This is a genomic window from Thioclava sp. ISO4 (genome assembly GCF_058105145.1).
In genome coordinates this window covers 3,557,766-3,580,416 of the sequence record NZ_CM176571.1, presented here as the reverse complement: position 1 = coordinate 3,580,416, position 22,651 = coordinate 3,557,766, and the positions used below count along the sequence as shown (strand labels likewise).

At 63.3% G+C, this 22,651-nt stretch carries 21 protein-coding genes and 1 pseudogene; 17 read left to right on the top strand and 5 right to left on the bottom strand.

Translation table 11 applies throughout. From position 1 onward, the window contains the following. Nucleotides 1–9 precede the first annotated feature (9 nt). Nucleotides 10–810, top strand: a complete 801-nt coding sequence (locus tag AC2TZ7_RS17485; protein WP_489865176.1) for a glutathione S-transferase family protein — start codon at nt 10–12, stop codon at nt 808–810. Between the two features lie 79 nt (nt 811–889). Here AC2TZ7_RS17485 and AC2TZ7_RS17480 read toward each other — a convergent pair whose 3' ends face one another. The 3 genes from AC2TZ7_RS17480 to otnK are packed head-to-tail and all read right to left on the bottom strand — an operon-like array spanning nt 890 to nt 3,731. Next, complete coding sequence (locus AC2TZ7_RS17480; protein ID WP_098411734.1) at nt 890–1,783, bottom strand: NAD(P)-dependent oxidoreductase; 894 nt, start codon at nt 1,781–1,783, stop codon at nt 890–892. Between the two features lie 39 nt (nt 1,784–1,822). Beyond that, nucleotides 1,823–2,461: a 3-oxo-tetronate 4-phosphate decarboxylase gene (otnC, locus tag AC2TZ7_RS17475; protein WP_489865175.1), complete on the bottom strand. Its 639-nt coding sequence runs from the start codon at nt 2,459–2,461 to the stop codon at nt 1,823–1,825. Then, the gene (otnK, locus tag AC2TZ7_RS17470) at nt 2,454–3,731 is read right to left on the bottom strand and encodes a 3-oxo-tetronate kinase (protein ID WP_489865174.1); all 1,278 of its coding nucleotides are present in this window, start codon (nt 3,729–3,731) and stop codon (nt 2,454–2,456) included. The genes otnC and otnK overlap by 8 nt, the downstream gene beginning before the upstream one ends. A gap of 198 nt (nt 3,732–3,929) precedes the next feature. Between otnK and ltnD the strand changes: the two genes are divergently transcribed. Continuing rightward, the gene (gene ltnD / locus AC2TZ7_RS17465; RefSeq protein ID WP_489865173.1) at nt 3,930–4,856 is read left to right on the top strand and encodes an L-threonate dehydrogenase; all 927 of its coding nucleotides are present in this window, start codon (nt 3,930–3,932) and stop codon (nt 4,854–4,856) included. A gap of 3 nt (nt 4,857–4,859) precedes the next feature. Then, complete coding sequence (otnI, locus tag AC2TZ7_RS17460; protein WP_489865172.1) at nt 4,860–5,630, top strand: 2-oxo-tetronate isomerase; 771 nt, start codon at nt 4,860–4,862, stop codon at nt 5,628–5,630. Between the two features lie 19 nt (nt 5,631–5,649). On the opposite strand, the gene AC2TZ7_RS17455 is transcribed toward otnI, so the two are convergent. Next, on the bottom strand, nt 5,650–6,705 hold the full coding sequence (locus AC2TZ7_RS17455) for an aldo/keto reductase (protein WP_489865171.1): 1,056 nt from the start codon (nt 6,703–6,705) through the stop codon (nt 5,650–5,652). A gap of 40 nt (nt 6,706–6,745) precedes the next feature. Continuing rightward, entirely contained in the window at nt 6,746–7,429 is a 684-nt protein-coding gene (locus tag AC2TZ7_RS17450) for an aspartate/glutamate racemase family protein (protein WP_489865170.1), read from the bottom strand. Between the two features lie 466 nt (nt 7,430–7,895). On the opposite strand from AC2TZ7_RS17450, the gene AC2TZ7_RS17445 reads away from it, so the two are divergent. From AC2TZ7_RS17445 to AC2TZ7_RS17380, 14 genes and pseudogenes are all read left to right on the top strand, one after another. Then, nucleotides 7,896–8,822 carry an ABC transporter permease gene (locus AC2TZ7_RS17445; RefSeq protein WP_208607944.1) on the top strand — a complete coding sequence of 309 codons (927 nt, stop codon included), beginning with the start codon at nt 7,896–7,898 and terminating at the stop codon, nt 8,820–8,822. A 167-nt stretch (nt 8,823–8,989) separates the two neighbouring features. Continuing rightward, a complete protein-coding gene (locus tag AC2TZ7_RS17440; RefSeq protein WP_489865169.1) occupies nt 8,990–9,922 on the top strand; it encodes a sugar-binding protein in 933 nt (310 codons plus the stop codon). Nucleotides 9,923–9,987: 65 nt separating this feature from the next. Continuing rightward, nucleotides 9,988–11,490: a sugar ABC transporter ATP-binding protein gene (locus AC2TZ7_RS17435; RefSeq protein WP_489865168.1), complete on the top strand. Its 1,503-nt coding sequence runs from the start codon at nt 9,988–9,990 to the stop codon at nt 11,488–11,490. Between the two features lie 46 nt (nt 11,491–11,536). Continuing rightward, entirely contained in the window at nt 11,537–12,430 is an 894-nt protein-coding gene (locus AC2TZ7_RS17430) for an NAD-dependent epimerase/dehydratase family protein (RefSeq protein WP_098411727.1), read from the top strand. Nucleotides 12,431–12,551: 121 nt separating this feature from the next. Continuing rightward, nucleotides 12,552–13,577, top strand: a complete 1,026-nt coding sequence (locus AC2TZ7_RS17425) for a LacI family DNA-binding transcriptional regulator (protein ID WP_489865167.1) — start codon at nt 12,552–12,554, stop codon at nt 13,575–13,577. Between the two features lie 43 nt (nt 13,578–13,620). Continuing rightward, entirely contained in the window at nt 13,621–14,463 is an 843-nt protein-coding gene (locus AC2TZ7_RS17420) for an SDR family NAD(P)-dependent oxidoreductase (RefSeq protein ID WP_489865166.1), read from the top strand. Between the two features lie 7 nt (nt 14,464–14,470). Then, on the top strand, nt 14,471–15,556 hold the full coding sequence (locus AC2TZ7_RS17415) for a tartrate dehydrogenase (RefSeq protein WP_489865165.1): 1,086 nt from the start codon (nt 14,471–14,473) through the stop codon (nt 15,554–15,556). A 117-nt stretch (nt 15,557–15,673) separates the two neighbouring features. Next, nucleotides 15,674–16,233, top strand: a pseudogene (locus AC2TZ7_RS17410) (transposase family protein). A 157-nt stretch (nt 16,234–16,390) separates the two neighbouring features. Next, the gene (locus tag AC2TZ7_RS17405) at nt 16,391–16,696 is read left to right on the top strand and encodes a hypothetical protein (protein WP_489865164.1); all 306 of its coding nucleotides are present in this window, start codon (nt 16,391–16,393) and stop codon (nt 16,694–16,696) included. 214 nt (nt 16,697–16,910) lie between these two features. Further along, the gene (locus AC2TZ7_RS17400; protein WP_489865163.1) at nt 16,911–17,294 is read left to right on the top strand and encodes a helix-turn-helix domain-containing protein; all 384 of its coding nucleotides are present in this window, start codon (nt 16,911–16,913) and stop codon (nt 17,292–17,294) included. Between the two features lie 450 nt (nt 17,295–17,744). Further along, nucleotides 17,745–19,541, top strand: coding sequence for a bifunctional helix-turn-helix transcriptional regulator/alpha/beta hydrolase (locus tag AC2TZ7_RS17395; protein WP_489865162.1), 1,797 nt, complete (start codon nt 17,745–17,747; stop codon nt 19,539–19,541). Nucleotides 19,542–19,758: 217 nt separating this feature from the next. Beyond that, a complete protein-coding gene (locus AC2TZ7_RS17390; protein ID WP_489865161.1) occupies nt 19,759–20,340 on the top strand; it encodes an invasion associated locus B family protein in 582 nt (193 codons plus the stop codon). Then, complete coding sequence (locus AC2TZ7_RS17385; RefSeq protein WP_489865160.1) at nt 20,337–21,902, top strand: ShlB/FhaC/HecB family hemolysin secretion/activation protein; 1,566 nt, start codon at nt 20,337–20,339, stop codon at nt 21,900–21,902. The genes AC2TZ7_RS17390 and AC2TZ7_RS17385 overlap by 4 nt, the downstream gene beginning before the upstream one ends. Nucleotides 21,903–21,916: 14 nt before the next feature. Then, the gene (locus AC2TZ7_RS17380) at nt 21,917–22,555 is read left to right on the top strand and encodes an invasion associated locus B family protein (protein WP_489865159.1); all 639 of its coding nucleotides are present in this window, start codon (nt 21,917–21,919) and stop codon (nt 22,553–22,555) included. The last annotated feature ends 96 nt before the right edge of the window (nt 22,556–22,651 follow it).

Below are 22,651 nucleotides of genomic sequence, written 5' to 3'. Positions count from 1 at the left end.
AGTTGGCCCATGACAGCACGCCATATCGTTTATCATATTCCCGTCTGTCCGTTTTCGCAGCGGCTCGAGATTCTACTTGCCCTTCGCGGCCGCCGAGATGAGGTCGAGTTCCGGGTCGTCGACATCACCAAGCCGCGCGACCCGGAGCTGCTCGCCAAGACTCGCGGCACCACCGCGCTTCCCGTGCTCGAGACGCCGGATGGCCAGATCATCAAGGAGAGCCTCGTCATTCTGCGCTACCTCGACGAGGTGGTCGACGGCCCTTCGCTTCGCAGGACGGACCCGCTTGAGCATGCGATCGAATCGATGCTGGTTGCGCGTGAGGGGCCGTTCACGATGACCGGGTATCAGTTCGTCCTGAACCAGGATCGGGGCCGGCGCGGCGAATGGGCCGAGAAGCTTCTGTCCCTTTATCGCGACATCAACGGGTTCCTGCTCGAACATAGCCCCGAGGGCCCCTACCTGTTCGATGAGTTCGGGCTCGCCGAGGCGGTATTCACGCCGATGTTCAAACGATTCTGGTTCCTCGACTATTACGAGGATTTCCGGCTGCCCGAGGGGTCCGACTATGACCGGGTCAGCGCCTGGCGGGAAGCCTGCATGTCCCACGAGGCGACGGAGCAGGTAAGCCGGGAAGAGATCGTCAAACTTTACTATGACTACGCGCTCGGCGCGGGGAACGGTGCGCTCGTCGAGGGCCGGTCGGTTTCCAGCTTCGTCTTCACGCCGCATTGGAAAGACCGGCCGTGGCCGCCGCGCGACAAGTATGCGGGCACCGCGAGCGACGAGGCGCTCGGCCTCGTTGCGTGACCGCGCCCGTCTGGTTTGAATTATACAGCCCGACCATTGCTGGCCGGGCTGTATCTTCGCGTCGGGGAGGTGCGTGGGCTCAGTCGAGCCCGTTCGCGCGTGCTACGAAATCCGCGAGATGCGGCACGTAATCTTCAGAGCCGTCGCCACCGGTCGCCATCGCCATCGCGAAGGCGTTCTTGGCGGTGCTGGCGAGCGGGGTCGCGACGGTGGCGGCATTGGCCATCGTCTCGACGTAGCGGAGATCCTTGTAGGCATTGGCGAGCGTGAACTTGTGCGCCTCGCGGTTGCCTTCGAGCGCGTAGCCCATGAAGGTCTGGTAGAAGCCGCAATCCATCCGGCCGCCCCGGATCACCTTGTCGAACTGCTCGATCGGAATGCCGACCTTGCGCGACAGCGCGAGGGCTTCGGAATAAAGCGCGGCATAGCCCAGCGAGATGAAGTTGTTGAGAAGCTTCATGCGGTGGCCGTCGCCCAGGCTGCCCACGCGCACGATCTTGCCCGCCCAGGTGTCGATGACCGGTTCGATGCGCGCGAACAGTTCTTCATCGGCGCCGACCATGCAATCGAGCGTGCCTTCCCATGCCTCTTTCGGGGTGCGGCTGAGCGGCGCATCGGCATAGGCGACGCCGATCGCCTCCATGTCCTGTGCGAGCTTCATCGTCACGGTCGGCTCGCCGGTGGAGCAATCCACGATCACGCTGCCCTCTTTCAGGCCCGGCGTCAGTTTCGCGACCGCCTCGGCGGCCTCGGGCGCGCCGGTGAGGCACAGGAAGATGATCGACGAACGGGCGGCGAGGTCTTCATAGGACGATGCCTCGGTCGCCCCGCGCGAGACCAGGTCCTCGATCGGCTTGCGGTTGCGGTGGGCGATCACGGTCAGCGGATAGCCTTTCTCGACGATGTTCTTGGCCATGCCGTGGCCCATCAGGCCGGTGCCGATGAAGCCGATGGTTTCCTGGGTCTTAGTCATTGGGTACTCCGCTTGGGTCGGTAGGTCGTGAAAATCGGGTCAGAGATTGAAGCGCTTGCGCAGGTCCGCGACCTGCGACTGGGTGAGCGGGCGGATCGCGTGGCCTTGCAGCGCGAGGAACAGCTTGGAGGTCTCCTCCAGCTCTTCGGCGGCGTATTGCGCGTTCGACAGGCTGGTGCCTGCGACGACGGGGCCGTGATTGGCGAGCAGCACCGAGTGATGCGCGCTGGCCAGCGAGCGCACGGCTTCGGCCAGTTCGGGATCGCCCGGCGCGTAATAGGGGACCAGCGGCAGCTTGCCCACGCGCATCACGTGATAGGCGGTCAGCGGCGGCAGCACGTCCTCGGGGTCGATGTCGCGCAGGATCGAGACGGCCGTCGAATGCGTCGAGTGAAGGTGGATTACCGCGCCCGCCTCCTGACGCTCTTCATACATCGCGAAATGCAGGAAGGATTCCTTGGTCGGCTTGTCGCCGGAGACGAAATTTCCGTCCCGGTCGAAGAGCGAGATCCGGGCCGGGTCGAGCGTGCCGAGCGAGGCGTTGGTGGGCGTCATCAACCAACCGCCATCGGGCAGCCGCGCCGAGATATTGCCCGAAGACCCGGCGGTCAGGCCGCGGTCGAAGAGCGAGCGCCCGATGGTGCAGATCTGGTCGCGCAGGCGCGTTTCGTCAGACATGTTCGGCCTCCGGTTCCAGCAGGTACCACGCCTTGAGGAAGAAATCCTCGGCGCCGAAATTGCCCGATTTGAGCGCGAGCGCGAGGCGCGGGCCGGACAGGCTCATCGTCCACGGCACGCCGGGGTCGATCTCGGGGCCGATGTCGAGCAGGCGCACACCGAGCGCCGTCGTCACCGCGCCCGACGTCTCGCCGCCCGCGATCAGCATCCGGGTGAACCCGGCGTCGCACAGGCGTTCGGCGACCGCAGCCAGCGTGTCTTCGACCAGCGCGCCGGAGGCGTCACGGCCCAGACGGGACTGGATTTTGCTGAGCTGCGCGGGATCGGCGCTGGAATAGATCAGGGGCGTGCTGTCGGCGGGTTGTGCGATGGCCCAGTCGGCGATCTCATCCGCGCTCTGTCTGCCTTCGGTCAGCGCGTCCACGTCGAGCGCGAGGCTCGGCAGGCCCGCCGCTTGCGCTGCGGCGATCTGGCCACGGGTCGCGACCGAGCAGGAGCCCGCGAGGATCGCGCAGCGGCCCTCCGGGGCTGGCATCCGATCCGGCGCGCTATGCGCGTCGCTCTGATCGCGAAGTGCTGCAGCCAGACCCAGACCGATACCCGAGCCGCCGGTGATCAGCGGCATTTCCGCGCAGGCCGCGCCAAGCGTCATCAGATCCGATTCGTCGATCGTGTCGGTGACGACGATGCGGGTGCCTGCGGCACGTGCGGCCTCGAGCGCCTCGCGCAGCGCGGCCTCTCCCTGCCGGATCGTCGTGACGTCGATCGAGCCCACTTTCAGCGCCGTTTGCCGCCCCAGAACCCGCACCAGATCGGGGTCGCGCATCGGGGTGAGCGGGTGATCTTTCAGCGGGCTTTCCGACAGCAGGCGGTCGCCCACGAAAAGGTGCCCCTTGTAGACCGTGCGCCCGGTCGCCGGGAAGGCGGGGCAGGCGATGGTCAGCGTCGCGCCGGTGAACTCCATCAGGGCCTCGGTGACGGGCCCGATATTGCCTTCGTCGGTGGAGTCGAAGGTCGAGCAATACTTGAACATCAGGCGTTGCGCCCCGGCTGCGCGCAGGGCCTTCGCGGCCTGCAGCGACATCTCGACCGCTTCGGCTGCCGGAATGGTGCGCGACTTCAGCGCGACCACCACCGCATCGGCCCCCGACAGGTCCATTTGCGGCCCCGGCAGGCCGATGACCTGCCGCGTCTTCAACCCGCTGCGTGACAGCATCAGGCACAGGTCAGTGGCGCCGGTAATATCGTCGGCGACCGCTCCGATCAGCATGGAAATTCCTCCCTCGGTCCACAGATCGCCGATCGCCCCGACGGCTCGGGGCGGCGATTTCACATAGCCCTTGCCAAGCCGTTGCGGCTCGGGCTAACGATGTAATGACAACGCTATCATTCCAGCAATGCAAGCGCAAGATGGACGCTGGGAGGGGGCGGAGTGAGACTAGAAATCGGCGATTGAGAGGTATTCCGCATGAAGTCACCCCAAGAGACGAAGGTCTGTGTCATCGGTCTGGGATCGATGGGCTTCGGCATGGCCGAGAGCTTGCTGCGAGACGGGTTCGCGGTGACGGGCGTCGATGTGAATGCCGATGCGATGGAGCGCTTCGCGGCGCTTGGCGGCGCGGTTGCGGCCGAGCCTGCGACGGGCGCGCAAGATGCGGATCTGGTGATCGCCGTGGTCGTCAATGCCGACCAGACAGAGCAGGTGCTTTTCGGACCGGGCGGCGCTGTCGCGACCATGTCCAAAGGCGGCGTCGTGATGTCCTGCGCCACGATGGCGCCCGATCTGGCGCGCGTCTTCGCCAAACGCTGCGCCGAGGTGGGCGTGGAGTATCTCGATACGCCGATCAGCGGCGGCGCGCTACGTGCCGCCAGCGGTGAATTGACGATCATGGGCTCGGGGCCGTCTGCGACTTTTGCGCGCATCCGTCCGGCGCTCGATAGCGTCGCGGCCAAGGTCTACGAGCTGGGCGAGGAGGCGGGCACGGGCGCGGCCTTCAAGGTGGTCAATCAGCTTCTGGCCGGGGTGCATATCGCGGCGGCCTGCGAGGCGATCACCTTCGCAAAGGCGATGGATCTGGATCTGGAGAAGGTCTACGAGGTGATCACCGCCTCGGCGGGCAATTCCTGGATGTTCGAGAACCGGGTGCCGCATGTGCTCGAGGGCGATTACAGCCCGCGCAGTGCGGTGGATATCTTCACCAAGGACCTCGGGATCGTGGCGGATATTGGCCGGAACATGAAATTCCCGACACCGATTGCAAGCACAGCGATGCAGATGTTCGTCATGACGGCGGCGGCCGGAATGGGGCGCGATGACGATGCCTCGGTGGCGCGGATGCTGGCAGATATCGCAGGTCTCGAACTGCCCACCGCCACCACCGCGAGTGAGGGCTGAACGATGCCCAGATTTGCCGCCAACCTGACGATGATGTTTACCGAGCACGATTTTCTCGACCGCTTCGCCGCGGCGAAAAAGGCAGGCTTCGATGCGGTCGAATATCTCTTTCCCTATGACCACCCGCCCGAGGCGATCGCAGCGCGGCTGCATGAGAACGGGCTGACGCAGGCGCTCTTCAATCTGCCGCCCGGCAATTGGGCGGCGGGTGATCGCGGGCTGGCGGCTCTGCCGGAACGTGGAGAGGAATTCCGGGCCTCGATCGACACAGCTCTGCGCTATGCCGAGGCGACCGGGGTCGGGCGGGTCCATGTGATGAGCGGGCTGGCGTCGCGCCAAGATACGGCAGCGCGGCAGGCCTATCGCGACTCGCTGCGGCGGGTCTGTGAGGCAGCCGGGGCGCAGGGGCGCGACGTGGTGATCGAGCCGATCAACACGCGCGACATGCCGGGCTATTTTCTGGATGATTTCAGCTTCGCCGCCGATCTGATCGCGGAGCTGGGGCTGCCCAATCTCAAGCTGCAATTCGACATCTACCACCGCCAGATCCTGCACGGCGACGTGCTGATGGGGCTGCGGGAGATGGCGCCGATCATCGGGCATGTGCAGATCGCTGCCGTCCCCGAGCGGCATGAGCCCGGCACCGGTGAGCTCGACGATACGCGCATCCTGCGCGAGCTGGACGCGCTGGGATATGACGGGTTCGTGGGCTGCGAATATCGCCCGGCGGGCCGGACCGAGGACGGCCTCGGGTGGATGCGCGCCTTCGCCTGAGACGAAGGCGCGCCCCTGATCAGCTTTCGATGTAATCGCGATGCAGCGCCCAATCGCCCGGGCTGAACCGGTCCGAGGCGAATTGCTGCTGGTGCCAGTAGGGGTAGATCACGGGAACCTTGCTGACCTCGTGCAGGCGCTTCAGCTCGTCCTCGCTCAGCTCCAGGTCCACGGCGCGGAAATTGTCGCGGAACTGCTGTTCGTTGCGCCCGCCGATGACGAGCGAGCTGACCGCAGGACGCGTCAGTAGCCATGCCAGCGCGACCTGCGCGGCCGAGACCCCATGCGCGTCGCCGATCTCGACCAACGTATCGACGATGTTCCACAGCTTCTCCTCGTCGCGGATCGGCGGCTCGGTCCAGCCTGCGAACTGACGCGAGCCTTCCGGAGTGTCCTTGCCGCGGCGGTGCTTGCCCGAGAGGAGGCCGGCGGCGAGCGGGCTCCAGACCAGCACGCCCAGCCCCTGATCGACCGAGATCGGGAGCAATTCGTATTCCGCCTCGCGGGCCTCGAGCGTGTAGTGGATCTGCTGGGCCACGAAGCGCTCGCGCAGGCTCCGGTCACTGACGCCGAGCGCCTTCATGATGTGCCAGCCCGAGAAGTTCGAGCAGGCGATGTAGCGGACCTTGCCCTGTTGCACGAGCGTGTCGAGCGCAGAGACCATCTCCTCCATCGGGGTCACGCCGTCCCATTCATGCATGTGGTAGATGTCGATGTGGTCGGTGCGCAGCCGCTTGAGCGAGCGTTCGCATTCGCGGATCAGGTGATAGCGCGAAAAGCCCTCGTCGTTGGGGCCGTCGGCGATCCGCATCCGCGCCTTGGAGGAGATCAGCACGTCATCGCGCCGACCGTCGAGCACTTCGCCAAGGATCTCTTCCGACAGGCCGGTCGAGTACATGTTCGCGGTGTCGTAGAGGTTGATGCCGGCGTCGATGCAGGTGTCGACCAGCTTGCGCGCTTCGCTGACGCCTTGGGCGCCGACGGCCTTGAAGGCGCCTGCGCCGCCGAAGGTGAACGTGCCCATCGTGAGCACCGAGACCTTGAGCCCCGATCGTCCTAGGGTTCTGTATTTCATGGATATCTCCTCCTCTTGAGTATCGTTTCCTCAGGCGCGATCAGCGCGCCAGATGTCTTGCTGCATGGGCGATGCCCAGCGTCGGGCTGGTCAGAACCGGCGGGTCATCCGCGCTCGGTTCGAGCCGTTCGAGCGCGCGCGCCATCGATGCCTGTGCCAGAACCACCACGTCGTTTTCGCGGGCGAGCCGGGCGATGCCTTTGGCCACCCGCGCGTCGTGCCCCTCCCGGTCGCCCGATTGCAGCGTCTCGAAGGCGCCCTCGACGACCTCGCTCGTGATGGTGCTGTCCGCCCCGGCCTCGCGGCTGACGCGTTCGACCAGTTCGACGGTGGGTGTCAGGGTCGATTGCAGGGTTGCGAGCACACCGATGCGGTGGCCTTTTGCGACGGCCTCCTGTGCCATCCCTTCGTCGATACGGATCAGCGGGACGGGGCAGAGCGGTGCGATACGTTCGACCGCGCCGCCGAGGCTGGAGCAGGTCACGAGCACAGCTTCGGCCCCTGCATCGACCGCCGACCAGATCATGCCCGTCAGGCGTCGCGCCGTCATCGGGCTGACCGATCCCTCGCGGATCGTCAGGCGCAGAAGGCTCTCGTCGAGCATGTTGAACACTTTCCAGTCGGGCAGGTGCTCCTGCGCCAGACCTTCGAGTTCCGGGATCAGCCCGGCGACAGTGTGGATCATCGCCAGAGGGCGGGGTGATTCGTAGCTTTCGTCGGTCATCGGCGGGCTCCTTTGTTGCGGTCGGGGCGCTCTCGCCCCGTTGCCTATGACAGCGCTGTCATATTTTGCGAGTATCACCACGGACCCGGCTCGATGACAAGCCGGAATGTCTCAAGACCCTTGTTTGAAACGCTTTGGCGGGGCTCGGAACTACGTTCCGCAGGTGAGGGGGCGTCGTTCCGACGCGTGGCCAAGGACAAGTTTTTGTTATTTGCTGATTGACAAGTCGTCTTTGCCGTTCGCAATATGACAGCGCTGTCACAGGAGGTATGGCAGCGCTAGCATTTCGGGCGTATCCCCGTCCGACCCGCCAGCCCCTCACCGACGCGATCGGTTCCGGGATGAGCGTGTGGAACGTCGGGGATGCGGAGAAGGGAGGGGCGTTTTGGCACTGTCAGAAAATTCGGTCACGCCATCGGAAAGGAAATCCATGCGAGTCCTGCATCAATTGCTTCAACTGCGTCACATGCGTGAATTCAACGTTCTGATCGCGTTGATCCTGATGGGGCTGCTGATCAGCCTGTTCACACCGTATTTCCTGACCGTGTCGAACCTGATGGGCGTGTCGCGGGCATTCTCGCTGACGGCCATCATGAGCATCGGCATGGTGATGGTCATCATCACCGGCGGGATCGACCTGTCGGTAGGCTCCGCGATGGGGCTTGCCGGTCTGATCACGGCGCTCTGTTTCGACGCGGGCTATTCGCAATATGCGGCGGTGGCTGCGGGGCTCGGTGTCGGGCTTGCCTTCGGGCTGACCAACGGGCTGCTGATCACTGCGATCGGCCTGCCGCCCTTCATCGCCACGCTCGGCACGTTGAGCATCGGGCGCGGCCTTATGTACATGATCACCCACGGCGTGCCGCTGACCCCGGAGACGCCCGAGAGCTTCAGCTTTCTGGGGCAGGGCTATGTCGGCCCGGTGCCGGTGCCGGTGGTCATCCTGCTCGTGCTGACGCTCATCTTCACGGTCATCATGACCCGGACCCGCTTCGGTCGGCACGTCTATGCCACGGGCGGCAACGAGAACGCGGCGCGTCTGAGCGGGGTGAAGGTCCAGCGCGTCAAGCTCGCGGTCTATGTTCTGTCCTCGACGATTTCCGCGCTGGCCGGCGTCATCGCCTTCTCGCGCTATCTCTCGGCAGAGCCGGCCTCGGGCTTCGGTTCGGAACTTGAAGTGATCGCCGCGGCCGCGATCGGCGGGGCGAGCCTCGCGGGCGGTATCGGCTCGGTGCTCGGCGCGGTCATCGGGGCTGCCCTGATCGGCGAGATCGCCAACGGCGTCGTGCTGCTCAACATCAACACCTATGCCCAGCAGGCTATTACCGGCGGCGTGATCCTGATCGCGGTCAGCCTGGACGTGCTGCGCAATCGGATGGGCGGGCGCGGCTGAGCCGCGCCGTCCGGGAAGGAACAAGATCAAGAAGCCGGAGCGCGTCTCGAAGAGGAGAGAGCGGCGCGAGATCCGGACGAAGAATGCCCCGGTGCGGGGCGTGAAACCGAAACTGCATCAACAACAGGGGCCCGCCGCGGTTGGTTGGGTCCGGAGGAGGAGACAAGATGCGTATTGCAATGAAAGCCGCCGCTGCGGTTCTGGCCCTGGCAACCGGTATGGGGACGGCAGCGTCCTATGCTCAGGACATCACCGTGGCGCTCGTGCCGAAAGTGGCCGTTCCGTTCTTCGACGACTGCAACACCGGTGGCGCGGAAGCGGCCAAGGAACTGGGCGTGAAGTATCAGTGGGTTGTGCCCGCGAACACGCAGGGTTCGACGCAGGTCAAGATCATCGAGGACCTGATGGCACGCCATGTCGACGGGATCGGGATCTCGGTCAACGAGCCGAAATCGGTCGAAGGCATCATCAAGCAGGCCACCGATGCGGGCATCAAGGTCGTCACCTTCGACAGTGACAGCGCCAATAGCTCGCGCAGCATGTATATCGGCACGATCAACAAGCAGGCTGGCGTGACCATGGGCAAATCCATGGCGGAAGCGCTCGGCGGCAAGGGTGAAGTGGCGATCGTCACCGGTCAGCTCGGCGCGTCGAACCTGAACGAGCGGATCGACGGCGTGAAGGAAGCGCTGGCCGAATATCCCGACATCAAGCTGGTCGCGACCGAAGGCACCGAGGATGACCTCGCGCGCGCCGTGTCGGTGACCGAGGCGCTCCTGCGCGCCAACCCGAACCTCTCGGGCATCTTCGGCATCAGCCAGGTCGGTGGCCCGGCCGTCGCGAAGGTTCTCGCGCAGCAGGAATTCGCGGATAAGAAAGGCCAGGTGAAGGTCTTCGCCTTCGACGATCTGCCCGACACGATCAAAGGCGTGAAGGAAGGCTTCATCGACGGCATCATGGTGCAGCGCCCGATCACGATGGGCAAGCTGGCGGTCGAGCATCTCGTGGCCCAGATCAAGGGTGAAGAGACCGACCCGCAGAACATCGACACCGGTGTGACCGTTGTGACTGCCGACAACCTCGACAGCTACACCAAGTAATCTCCGACAAGACCTGGGCGGGGCCAAACGCGGCCCCGCCCGACATTCTTCAGCCAGAGGCCGCGATGAAACCGTTTCTCGAAATGATCGGCATTTCCAAGACCTTTCCCGGGGTGAAGGCGCTGGACCACGTCGACCTGCATCTCAATTCCGGAGAGGTGCATGTGCTGGCGGGTGAGAATGGCGCCGGCAAGAGCACCCTGATGAAGATCATGACCGGCGTGCTGCGCGCCGATCCGGGCGGCGAGATCCGGGTCGAGGGCGAACCCGTCGTCATCAAGAACCCGGTCCATGCCCGGTCGCTCGGCATCTCGATCATCTACCAGGAACTCGCGGTGGTGAATAACCTCACCGTCGCCGAGAACGTCTTTCTCGCGCGCGAGCCGCTGTTGCCCACCGGCCTGATCGACCGCACCAAGATGAATGCGGACACCCGCGCGGTGCTGCACGAGCTTGGCGTGGAAATCGACCCCGAAGCGATGGTCGGCACGCTTTCGATCGGCCAGAGGCAGCTGATCGAGATCGCCCGCGCCATCTCCTACAATTCCAAACTCATCATCATGGACGAGCCGACCGCGTCGCTGAGCCACCACGAGGCATCGACGCTGTTGCGCATGTCGCGCAAGCTGGCCGCGCAGGGTGTCGGCATCGTCTTCATCTCGCACAAGCTCGAGGAAATCTTCGAGATCGCCGACCGCGTCACCGTGCTGCGCGACGGGCGCACCGTGGACACCCGACCCGTGTCCGAAATGACGAGCGACCTGCTGGTGCGGCTGATGGTGGACCGCGAACTCGACCAGCTGTTCGGCCACCACATCTCCCACGCGACCGACGAGGTTCTGATGTCGGTGCGCAACCTCACCGAGAAACGCGTGAAGGACGAAGGCGTCTTCGTGCGCGACGTCGATTTCGACCTGCGTCGCGGCGAGGTGCTGGGCTTCTTCGGTCTGGTCGGCGCCGGGCGGACCGAAGTGATGGAGATGATCTTCGGTAGCCGCCCCCATAGCGGCGAGATTTCTATCAATGGCAAACCGGCGCGGATTTCCTCGCCCTCGGACGCGATCGAGCATGGGCTCGGATTTGTGACCGAGGATCGGCAGTCGCGCGGGCTTGTCCTCGGCATGTCGGTGCGCGAGAATTTCTCGCTGACGCATCTGAGTGACTATTGCAGCCTCGACTTCGTGAACCGTCGCAAGGAAACCGCGGCCTGTGCGGATTACATCCGCGCGCTGGGCATCAAGACGCCGTCGCCCGAGCAGAAAGTGCTCAACCTGTCGGGCGGCAACCAGCAGAAGGTCGTCTTGGCGAAATGGGCCGCGCGCCGCCCGCAGATCCTGATCGTCGACGAACCGACGCGCGGGATCGATATCGGCGCCAAGGCAGAGGTCCACACGTTGCTGGGCAAGATGGCCGAGGAGGGAATGTCGATCATCGTCGTCTCTTCGGATCTGCCGGAGATTCTGGCGATCAGCGACCGTGTGATCGTGTTGAAGGAGGGGCAGATCAGCGGCGAACTGACCCGAGAGAACGCCACGCAGGAAAGCGTGATGCTGGCGGCGACCGGCTGAGGCCGTCCCGTCGAACCAAATGTGAATGAACGAAACGGAGACTGAAATGACCAAGCGCGTAGTATTTACAGGCGGAACCGGCAAGGCTGGGCGTCATGCGGTGCCGCATCTGCTGAGCAAGGGCTACGATGTGCTCAACGTCGACCTCAAGCCGCTCGACGTGCCGGGCGTCAACACGCTGATCACCGACGTGACCGACAGCGGCGCCGTGTTCAACGCGCTGACCACCCACCACGACTTCGGCGGGTTCGAGAAGGGCGCACCGCCGTCGCCGCCCGATGCGATCGTGCATTTCGCCGCGATCCCGCGCGTGCTGATCGAGCCCGACAACGTGACCTACCAGGCCAACGTCATGAGCACCTACAACGTGATCGAGGCGGCGATGAAGCTCGGCGTGCGCAAGGTGATCATCGCTTCGTCCGAGACGACCTATGGCGTGTGCTTCGCCGAGGGTGACAAGGACTTCCACTCCTTCCCGCTCGAGGAAGATTACGACAGCGATCCGATGGACAGCTACGGGCTCTCCAAGGTCTGCAACGAAAAGACCGCCCGCGCTTTCGCCGCCCGCTACGGCGCGGATATCTATGCGCTGCGCATCGGCAACGTGATCGAGCCGGATGAATACGGCATGTTCAAGGGCTTCCTCGAGGACCCGATGAGCCGCAAGCGCAACGCCTGGAGCTATATCGACGCCCGCGATCTGGGTGAGATCGTGCATCTGTGCATCGAGAAGGACGGGCTGGGCTATCAGGTGTTCAACGCGGTCAACGACACGATCACCGCCGATATGCCGACCACCGAGTTCTTGAAGAAGTATTGCCCGAACACGCCGATCACCCGCGAGATGGGCCCCGACGAGGCGCCGATCTCGAACCGCAAGGCGCGCGAGGTTCTGGGCTTCAAGGAAGCGCATCCGTGGCGCAAATACGTGGAGGTATGATCGCCACGGTCCCCGCGATGTTTTCGCGCCCATGCATCGATGGCCTATGAAAACGCTGCCGCACGGTGCATTGCTGGGTCATTGACTCGGGCTCGCCCGAAAGGAATTGGAGGAAAGCGTCATGGGGACCAAGCAGCGATTGCCTGACCGCAAAAGCAAGATCACGGTGCGCGAGGTCGCGCGCCGTGCCAATGTCAGCGAGTCGACGGTATCGCGGATCATGCGCAACAAGGGGCTCGTCGCCGAGTCCACCCGCGAGAAGGTCATGGAGACGGTCCGCGCGATGGGCTACGTCCCAAACCGCATCGCGGGCTCGCTGGCCTCGCTCGACTCCTTCCTCGTGGGCGTCGTCATTCCGTCGCTCTCCAACATCGTGTTCCCGGAGGTCCTGCAGGGCGTCCATGCCGGGCTCGACGGAAGCGACCTGCAACCGGTGATCTCGACCACGGATTACAATGTCGAGCGCGAAGAGGCCGTCGTGCGCGGCATCCTCAGCTGGAAACCCGCCGCGATCCTGCTCGCCGGGTTCGACCACACCGACGCCACCCGCAAGATGCTCGTGCAAAGCGACATCCGCGTCGTCGAGATGATGGATATCGACAGCACGCCGATCGACATCGCGGTGGGCACCTCGCATCGCCGCGCGGGCCACGCGATCGGTCGCCACCTGATCTCGCGCGGCTACCGCCATTTCGGCTATGTCGGCCATGACTGGAACGCCGACCGCAGGGCACGGCTGCGCTATGACGGGCTGTGCGAAGCGCTCGCGGAATCCGGCCTGTCGGTCGAGGCGCATGCGATCGACGACGGACCCAGCTCGGTCGGGACGGGCCGGGAGCAGACCGCGCGCCTGCGTGCATCGGCCCCGCAGATCGACGTCGCGGTCTATTCCAACGACGACATGGCCGTGGGCGGCGTCTTCCACTGCCTTGCCGAAGGCATCAGCCTGCCTGACCAATTCGCCATATTCGGCTTCAACGGGCTCGATATCGGCAAGGAGCTGCCGCAGCCGCTTTCGACCGTCCGCTCGAACCGCTATCTCATCGGCAAGAAGGCGATCGAGGAGGTTCTGGCCTCGCCCGAGCGCCCCTCTACGCCCACCATCATCGATACTGATTTCGAGGTCTTCGCCGGCGCAACCGCCTGAGGCGCGCCGATCTCGGACACCGAACGAAAAAAGGAGAAATCCCATGCATCCCGCTCTCGCCAAAGGCAATGTCGCAGTCGTCACCGGAGGGGCCTCGGGTATCGGCCTCGCCGCCGCCCGCCACCTCGCCGGGCTGGGGATGCGCGTCTGCATCGCCGATCTGCCGGGGGCTGCGCTCGAAGCCGCATACGACGCCCTGATCGCTGCGGGCGCGGCGGCGGCTGACGTAATGACGCAGGCCACCGATGTCTCGGACCGCGCGCAGCTCACGGCGCTCGCCGATGAGGTCTGGGCGCATTTCGGGCCGGTCAATCTGCTGATGAACAATGCGGGCATGCAGCCCGGCAGCTCGATCTTCGATGCGGAAGGCAACTGGGACCGCATCCTCGACGTGAATATGGGTGGCATCATCCGTGGCAGCCAGATTTTTGCGCCGCGCATGATCGCCTCGGGCGCGCCGGGGCTGATCGTCAATACCGGCTCCAAGCAGGGGATTACGACGCCCCCGGGCGATCCGGCCTATAACGTGTCGAAAGCCGGCGTGAAGGCCTTTACCGAGGCGCTGCAGCACGAGCTGCGCAATCGCGAGGACTGCAAGGTCGAGGCGCGGCTGTTCATTCCGGGCTTCGTCTACACACCGCTCACCGCAGGTGGGCGCACCGAGAAACCCGCCGATGCATGGACGCCCGAGCAGGTCGTGGAGTTTCTCTTCGCCTCGATCGAGCGCGGCGATTTCTACATTCTGTGCCCCGACAACGACGTGGATCGCGCAACGGATGTGAAGCGCATCCTCTGGGCGGCGGGCGATATCACCGAGAACCGCCCGCCCTTGTCGCGCTGGCATCCCGATTACGGTGACGCTTTCAAGGCGTGGCTGAAGAAGTGATGCGGCCATGACGACCCGTGTGCATCGTATCGCGGCCATCCCCGGCGACGGGATCGGGCCGGAGGTGGTCGACGCCGCACTGACGGCGCTTGACCACCTGAGCCGCCAGACCAACGCCTTCCGGCTGGAGGTCGACCGCTTCGACTGGGGCTCGAAACGCTTTCAGCGCGAGGGCACATTCATGCCCGCAGACGGGGTCGATGCACTGCGAGCCTATGACTCGATCCTTTTCGGCGCAGTCGGCGCTCCGGACGTGCCCGATCACCTGACGCTCTGGGGGCTGCGCCTCGCGATCTGTCAGGGGCTCGATCAATATGCGAACCTGCGGCCCACCCGGATCCTGCCGGGCCTGTCGAGCCCGCTTGCGGGTGTCGGTCCGGACGATCTGGACTGGCTGATCGTGCGCGAGAATTCCGAGGGCGAATATGCGGGGCAGGGCGGGCGCAGCCATCGCGGCCAGCCGCACGAGGTCGCCACCGAGACCGCCATCTTCACCCGTACCGGCGTCGAGCGCATCATGCGCGTGGCCTTCTCGCAGGCCCAGGCGCGCCCGCGTAAGCGTCTGACGGTGGTGACGAAATCCAACGCGCAGCGCTACGGGCTGGTGCTGTGGGACGAGATCGCCGCCGAGGTCGCGCGCGAGTTTCCCGACGTGACATGGGACCGGATGCTGGTCGACGCGATGACCGTGCGCATGACGCTCGATCCGCGTTCGCTCGACACGATCGTCGCCACGAACCTTCACGCCGACATCCTCTCGGATCTGGCGGCGGCGCTCGCAGGGTCGATCGGCATCGCCCCCACCGCCAATCTCAATCCCGAGCGCGCCGCGCCGTCGATGTTCGAGCCGATCCATGGCTCGGCCTTCGATATCACCGGCAAGGGCGTCGCCAATCCCATCGGCACCTTCTGGAGTGCTGCGATGATGCTGGGGCATCTGGGCGAGACCGAGGCCGAGGCCCGCTTGATGCGCGCGATCGAAGTCGTGACCGCCGATCCCGAGAGCCGGCCCCGGGACCTTGGTGGCGCAGCCAGCACCGAGCAGGTGACGGAAAGGCTCTGCCGCGCGCTCGACGCGGAGGCCCCGCGTTGAAGAACGCGGCGAGCCTGCCTAGGCTCAGGCCCCGTTGATTTCAGCGGAGTGACATGATTCATCACGCGAATAGCGAGCGGTGACACGGCTGATCGTTTCTGGCTGAGAGATGCGCAGTTGGCGCGCCCTGAGTCCTATTCCCCGAAGCTCCACAGCAAAGCTCGCGCCGAAAGAGTATGGTCCGCACAAGACACTATGCAACTGTTGGAAGCGGTGGAGCGACAAAGCCATCTTTGCTCAGATGATGGCCGCGCTCGCCGCCGAGCATGGCGCGAAGAAAACAGTGATGATCGACGCGACCTACCTCAAGGCACATCCCACAGCGTCCAGCCTGGGCGCGAAAAAAAGGGGCTTGGCCGCCTGATTGGTTGCACCAACGGCGGCATGAATACCAAGTTGCATGCCAGCTGCGACAGCAAAGGTCGACCGATCAAATTCTTCGCCTCTGCCAGCCAGGTGAGTGATTACGTCGGGGCGCGGGCGCTGCTCAGCAGCCTGCCAGATACGACAAGCGGCTCTACAAACGGCGCAACCGGATCGAGATCATGTTCGGCAGGCAGAAAGACTAGCAGCGTGTGGCAACCAGATATGACAGTTTCCCCAAGGCCTTCTTCTTTGTCATCGCTCTCGTAGCAGTCGTCATCTACTGGCTAGGAGGCTTGAGCCTCGCCATCTGAACGGCCACATGATGATTGCAGGGCGGCAGCGCACACACGAAGTCGGAAGGAACTTGCTGCACGACGAGCCGGGTTGGGATTCGGCGGCGAAAGTTTAGGCGCCTGTTCTTAGGAAAAAGGTACTTCGACATGTGGCCCTCGATTAGGTGGAGGGAGCATGGCGTCGGCAACGTCGTTTGAAGGTCTTGTGTTACCAAACCGGCCAGCAGCCGGCTTCAAGACCTGTGCGGCCAGAGAAACCCTAAGCATTTCATCATTGTCTGAGAAAAGTGGCTGGGGCGGTAGGATTTTTTACTTTCATTTCAACATGTTGAAAACATATGGAGGTGGTGTCAATCAGGCGGCGACAAAATTCGGTTTGAATCGAGGTTGTGTGTCTCGCGTGAGGGGGCTTGCGGGTATCGGGAACAAGGCCCCGATCACGCTGACGAAGTCGGGTGGCGCAACCAGCCCGCCATCGTGACAAAGGCCGGAAACTCCGACGTCCGGCGGTCCAAAAAACGTAGGCAGAGCACAACCAACCGGGCTCCGGTCGCGGCTGGATGAAAGTCCCGTGGCAGGTCAGGGGGATTACCTGCTGGTTCAACAGCCTCGACCGAGCAAATAGCTAAGGCGCGTTTTTCGGTGGCGCCATGAAAGGATCTATCTCTTTCCTGTTTGAACATCGGGAGAGAAAGATGCTGACGATCGAACAAGTCGCCCGTCACTACGGATTGTCAAATTCTACGGTGGCCCGCCGTATCAAATCCGGTGACCTTCATGCGAGCCGGGTCAATCGTTCGCTTCGTTTGACCTGGGAGGACGTCTGGGCCTGCGAACGCGGCCCCATCCCTAAAGGCGAGTTGCGAGTACGCTATCGAACCCCCTTGAAGACAAAACCTGAGCTGGCACACGCGTGCGGTTTTGGAGTCCGCACGATTGAGCGCTGGATTGAGGACGGTCTTCCAACGCGTTGTGTGTTTGGATCCGTCCGAATGAATCCGCACGATGTAAAGGAATGGCTCGCTCGTCGGCATGGCTTCGAGTTCGAATGGGAGTGCGACGATGAATCCGAAGTATGAGGAAGATTCGCATAGAGCACTTCGTCAAATCTCGACAGCAGATAGCAGCGCGCGACCTTCGCACAGACACCTCCAAACATGTATCGGGGTCATGTTCGAGGGCGTATCTGCGAAAGCCCGTCAAATGACGACAGTTAGTGCGAAATCCCGACAGCCACAGGCGTCATGATGCAGATATCTCGTGACCGCTGGCGGCCCGAAGCCGACGTTCAAGCCGCGCCCATTGAGTGTCTGCTCACGGAGCGCTCACCATGTGCGCGGCGCAAAATTACCCTTTCGTACCGGCAATGAAATGGGTTTCGTAATCTATCAAAGCCGATCTTTCGATTATGGTGCCCCCCATCGGCTTCTCTGGCCCTGGAGAAGAATACGCTCAACATAACGCTTTTTTGTATTTCGGTTATCTGGTTCAACTGTTTGTGTAGTCAGATCGAAGACAGGAGGTCACCCATGACCGTTCTTTCAGGTGCTAAATCCTGTTCACCGAAAGATGAGACGGTTGAAGCCAGACGGGATGGCGGTGGCCCCGAAAGGGTGCTGGTCCGGCCGGACGATACGAACAGTTTGGATATTGTTCACCAAATCTACGATACGGCACTGGACAATTCCCTGTGGCCCGACATGATCCTGCGCGTATTCGACGTGATCGAAAAGTCCGATGCAGCCCCGGCACTGGCAGAAGACTTGCTGGATCTTCAGCACCATTTTGCCAGGGCATTGTCGCTTTCCGAAAAAATGCTGGCTCTTGAAAAGAGTGTCGATCTGAAAGACCGGCTGCTGGATCAACTGGGCATTTCCATGATGATGCTTGGTGACCAGGGGGAGTTGATCTCGCATGCGCCCCCATCCGCCGCAAGGTTGTGCTTGCAACGTGCCGATTGGTTGCCCGAGCCGCCCGCATTGAAGGGGATGATGTCCGAATATCACCAAACCGGTGGCCCGGTCATCCGCACCGAACCGGACGGAACGATGCCCGCGCTGATCCTTTTTTCACGAAGACAGATGGTAGGCCGGTCTTTGCCGCAAGGCGTTGCGTGGGTGCTGGTCTGTGTTGACAAGACCGCCGACCAGCTTGCCGACCATTTCGGGAAGATTTTTGCGCTGACACCGGCCAAAACACGTCTTCTCGCCGAATTCCTGCGCCATGGCAATCTGCGTCGTGCCGCTGAGGCCTGTGGCGCGAGCTATGAAACCGGGCGCACCTATCTCAAGGATATCTGCCAGAGCATCGGTGTCCGTGGGCAGGCGGAATTGCTGCAATATATCCTCTTCAACTCTTCGGTCATCCCGAACGACAACCCGGCCCGCGTCGAGGCCCGTGGGACGCGGCAGGTGCTGCAACGTGACGATGGTGAGACCCTGGAAATTTTTACCCTTGGCGCACAATCCGGCTATCCTCTCATCATGTTCGATGCGCTGACCGGTGGCGCGCTGGATATTCTTGGCTATCCTGAGCGTTATCAGCCGTTGCTGGATCGGCTGGGGGCCAGGCTGATCATTCCCTGCCGGCCCGGCACCTTCCGATCGTCGTTTCGCAAGCAGCAATCGGCTTGTGACTATGCCCAGGATGTTGCGATGATCTGCGAGCGTCTCGACATCTCTCGGTTTTCTCTGATGGGCTATTCCTACGGCTCGGTTGCGGTGCTTGGGGCGGCCCATCAATTGCGCGACCGCGTCGACCGGGTCACGCTGGCTTCAGTGTTCTATCCCGATTACGTCGCGCCGAATTGGCGCGAGATGGATTTCTTCTATCAGATTGCGTCGATCATCGGTCGGCGCTGGCCGGGGTTGCTGCGCCGTGTCATTCCCTTTCTGGCGAATTCAATCCTGCACAATATGGACAATTTCTGTGATCGCGCCGCTGCGCGGGCCGATTGCCCCCATGAAGAGGCGATCCTGCACGCGCCCATGGTGCGGCAACGGTCGCGCGATATGCTCGAAGAGCGCATCGCACAGGGTATGGACGGCCTGATTCAGGAATATCAGATCATCGCCCAGCCGCTAAATCTTGATCTAACTCAGATCGAAGTGCCGGTGCAATTGTTTCATGGCATGTGCGACCGGATCAACCCGATGGGCGGGGCCGAGGCGCTTGCACGGGATCTGGGACAGGTGTCGCTGCAAAAGATCCCCGACATGGGCCATGCCTTTATCTATGCCGAATGGGATTGGCTGCTGAAGGCGGCGATGGGGCATCCCGTCGCCATTCCCAAGGCCACCCGGCGCGGGCTTCTGACCTCGGGATAGGTGTCACGCAATCCGAAAAAAGGCGCGACCCTCCCCAATTGGGAATTGTTGGCTCAATTCGCGCTCTCTACGGTCTGCAAAAGGGGCAGGTTTTGAGGTGTTTGGGCAGTCTCGTGGTGGCTGCTGGTCGTCAGGGATGGTATTTGTATGGAAATCAGCCCCGCCAAAAAAAATGCGGGCAGCATTCGAGCATGCTGAATATTACGGTGGGTGTCGCGTGGGTATTTTATTGCGATCAAGGCGATCTATTCCGATTTTGCGAAGTCGTATCGGCGCGTCTTCTACATTTCCCGGAAACCGTCCTTTCATTTTAAGATTTACGCTGTTTCTCTTCCTCTCTCTCAGCGCAAGCGCCGCGACAGCAGAGGCCGCACCGCAAAGCTGGACCTTTCGCGACTGGAAAGTGAACTGTCCGCAGGCCGCAGAGCCCTGCATCGCCGCCACGACGACCCTGGCGGCAGACCGGACGTGGCTCGCGACCCTTCGGATGCAACCCGAATATGATGGCGGCGCGCGGTTGCAGGTGCTCTTGCCACAGCAGATCCATATCGGCTCGGGCGCGTTCGCGAGGATTTCGGGCCGTTCCGAACAGCGACTGCGCCTGATCCGCTGCGTTCCCGGTGCCTGCGAGGCGCGCATCGATCTTCCGCGTGCCGAGCTTGCCGCATGGAAAGCCGCCCGCGCCGCGCAGCTAACCTATCGCCCTGCCCCCAATGCCCCGCCGATCCATTTCGACGTGTCGTTGATGGGGCTGACCAATGCCCTGGCGCAGGCCCGGGACGAGGAGGCGCAAAAGTGAAGTCCCTGCTGCTGAAGATACTCCTGGCTGGCGCGACATTCGCAGCGCCCCTGACGACCGCGCATGCCGAGGCGCAGGCGAAGCAGACGGCGGGTGCAGGCGCCGTCTCGGTCCAGACCTTCACGCTGTCGAAGATCGTCTTCGACCCGTCGAGCTATCTCAAGCCCGAGCAGCTACAAAAGGTGGCCGATCAATATACAGGCCGCCCGATCAGCTTCGACGACCTGACGACGATGATCAAAGAGATCAAGCGGCTCTACATCGTCGAAGGGGTGCCGACGGCGGAGCCCGTGCTGCCGCCGCAGGAGATCCGCAACGGCGTTTTGCATGTCGCGCTGGTCGAGGCGAAGGTCGAGTCGGTGCAGATCGACGGCTTCCCGCGTACAAACCCGAGCTTCCTGCGGGACCGGCTCACGCTGCCGGTCAACGAGAAACCGGATTTCGATGAGATTTCCCGCGAGCTGCGCGTCTTTGATCTCTCCTACGACATCCGCCCGTCGCTGAAATTCTCGCCGGGTACCGCGCCGGGCACGACGGTGGCGACGATCTACGGCGAGTCTCCGAAACGCTTTGCCGTGACACTGTCGGCGGATAATTACGGGCGTCCCGAGACGGGCCGCGCCCGGGCCTCGCTTTTCGTGCGCTGGTCGAGCGTGACAGGCGTGCGCGATGCGCTCTCCTTCCAGGCGCAGAAGTCGGACGGGGCGTCGGCCTATTCGCTGGGCTATTCGCGTCCGATCGGGCCGAATGGCGGGGTCGTGACCGCGGCGATCAGCCGCTCCAACAGTTCGATCATCGGGGGCGAGTTCACCCCCGTTCAGATCACCTCGGACTCCACCGATTTCACCGTCAACTACCGTCGCCCGTTCAAGATCGGGCCGGATCGCTATTTCACCTTCGAGGGTGGTTTCGACACCGGGCGCGACAAGTCCAAGGCGGGGCCGCTCGCATTTTCGGACATTACCCTGCGCGAAGTCTATGCGATCGGGCGCTTCTACCGGCAATGGCCTAAGGCGCGGGCGAGCATCGGCTTCGGGGTGCGGCTCGGTCGGGCGGATGCCAAGGGCACGTCCGAGACCGAGGGTTCCTATCAGCTGCTCTACGGCGATGCGAGCTTCAGCACGCCGCTGGGCAAGGCGCTGCAATTCGACGCGACCGCGAACTTCCAGATCGCGCCGGGGCAGAACCTGCCCGTGTCGCGCCTGATCACCGCAGGCGGCGTGGGCAGCGTGCGCGGCTATCCGAGTGAGGTGCGCGGTGGCGATTCCGGCGTGGTGCTGAACCTGCAGATATCCAAGCGCGAGCCTTTCTCGTGGATGAAAGGACGCCTGAATGTGCGGCCCTTCGCCTTCGTCGATGCGGCGGTCGTCGTGCCTTACCGCGCCTCGGGTGGCTTCGATTCCAGTCAGGACGTGCTGGCCTCCATCGGGATCGGGGCGGCGACGGCCCTGCACAAGAAAGTGGCGCTGCTGACGAGCGTCGGCGTGCCGCTGAAAAAGACACTTGGCTTCACTGATGTGGGCAACCCGACGGTCTATGTCGGTCTGGATTACAAATTCTGAGGAGAAATGAGGGAATGACCAAGATGAACGAGACGGCAGGGCTGGGCGCACGGATCACGAAGGGAGTGGCCGTGGCCGCTTTCGCACTGGGTTGCCTCGCGCCTGCGGCCTTTGCCCAGACCTCCACGGCGGACGGCAAGGCCAAGCCGGTGGCGAAGCCCGCTGAAGTCGCGCAGAAGGCAGCCCCCGCCCAGAGCGGAGCACAGGCCGATATCGCCAATAACACCGCCTTTGGCGACTGGGTCGTGTCCTGTCAGGCGGCGACGGTGAAGAAGACGGTATGCCGCCTCGTTCAGGAGCAGCGGGTCAAGAATTCCAACCAGCTCCTCGCACGGTTCATCGCGATGCCGGCGAAGGAAGGCGCGGTGCTGATCGCGCAGGTGCCGATGGGCGTCTACCTGCCCGGGGGCGCGGTTTACCGCTTTGAGGGCAAGGACGACCTCAAGCAGCGCGACATGGTCTGGCAGACCTGCCTGAACAACGTCTGCGAAGCCGCCGCGCCGCTCTCGGCGGACGAGCTGAAGCTCTTCGGTGAGAACAAGGCGATCCTGTTCGGCTACAAGCCGACCGCAGATGGCAAGCCGATGGTTCTGCGGGTGAACGTCGAACAGTTCAACAAGGCGCTAGACGTGCTGAAAAAAGCGGAAGGCTGAGACTCAGCCTGACGACAAGGCGGCCGCAGGGGGCCGCCGAAAGCGGCGTGGGGCCGCTTCGAAGATGGGGACATAGCGATGACGTATCGCCGGAAT

Bases quoted from the DNA above. Each gene is read 5' to 3' on its own strand.
- AC2TZ7_RS17485 (WP_489865176.1), top strand. From the start codon at position 10: ATGACAGCACGCCATATCGTTTATCATATTCCCGTCTGTCCGTTTTCG.
- AC2TZ7_RS17480 (WP_098411734.1), bottom strand. From the start codon at position 1,783: ATGACTAAGACCCAGGAAACCATCGGCTTCATCGGCACCGGCCTGATG.
- otnC (WP_489865175.1), bottom strand. From the start codon at position 2,461: ATGTCTGACGAAACGCGCCTGCGCGACCAGATCTGCACCATCGGGCGC.
- otnK (WP_489865174.1), bottom strand. From the start codon at position 3,731: ATGCTGATCGGAGCGGTCGCCGACGATATTACCGGCGCCACTGACCTG.
- ltnD (WP_489865173.1), top strand. From the start codon at position 3,930: ATGAAGTCACCCCAAGAGACGAAGGTCTGTGTCATCGGTCTGGGATCG.
- otnI (WP_489865172.1), top strand. From the start codon at position 4,860: ATGCCCAGATTTGCCGCCAACCTGACGATGATGTTTACCGAGCACGAT.
- AC2TZ7_RS17455 (WP_489865171.1), bottom strand. From the start codon at position 6,705: ATGAAATACAGAACCCTAGGACGATCGGGGCTCAAGGTCTCGGTGCTC.
- AC2TZ7_RS17450 (WP_489865170.1), bottom strand. From the start codon at position 7,429: ATGACCGACGAAAGCTACGAATCACCCCGCCCTCTGGCGATGATCCAC.
- AC2TZ7_RS17445 (WP_208607944.1), top strand. From the start codon at position 7,896: ATGCGTGAATTCAACGTTCTGATCGCGTTGATCCTGATGGGGCTGCTG.
- AC2TZ7_RS17440 (WP_489865169.1), top strand. From the start codon at position 8,990: ATGCGTATTGCAATGAAAGCCGCCGCTGCGGTTCTGGCCCTGGCAACC.
- AC2TZ7_RS17435 (WP_489865168.1), top strand. From the start codon at position 9,988: ATGAAACCGTTTCTCGAAATGATCGGCATTTCCAAGACCTTTCCCGGG.
- AC2TZ7_RS17430 (WP_098411727.1), top strand. From the start codon at position 11,537: ATGACCAAGCGCGTAGTATTTACAGGCGGAACCGGCAAGGCTGGGCGT.
- AC2TZ7_RS17425 (WP_489865167.1), top strand. From the start codon at position 12,552: ATGGGGACCAAGCAGCGATTGCCTGACCGCAAAAGCAAGATCACGGTG.
- AC2TZ7_RS17420 (WP_489865166.1), top strand. From the start codon at position 13,621: ATGCATCCCGCTCTCGCCAAAGGCAATGTCGCAGTCGTCACCGGAGGG.
- AC2TZ7_RS17415 (WP_489865165.1), top strand. From the start codon at position 14,471: ATGACGACCCGTGTGCATCGTATCGCGGCCATCCCCGGCGACGGGATC.
- AC2TZ7_RS17405 (WP_489865164.1), top strand. From the start codon at position 16,391: ATGGCGTCGGCAACGTCGTTTGAAGGTCTTGTGTTACCAAACCGGCCA.
- AC2TZ7_RS17400 (WP_489865163.1), top strand. From the start codon at position 16,911: ATGCTGACGATCGAACAAGTCGCCCGTCACTACGGATTGTCAAATTCT.
- AC2TZ7_RS17395 (WP_489865162.1), top strand. From the start codon at position 17,745: ATGACCGTTCTTTCAGGTGCTAAATCCTGTTCACCGAAAGATGAGACG.
- AC2TZ7_RS17380 (WP_489865159.1), top strand. From the start codon at position 21,917: ATGACCAAGATGAACGAGACGGCAGGGCTGGGCGCACGGATCACGAAG.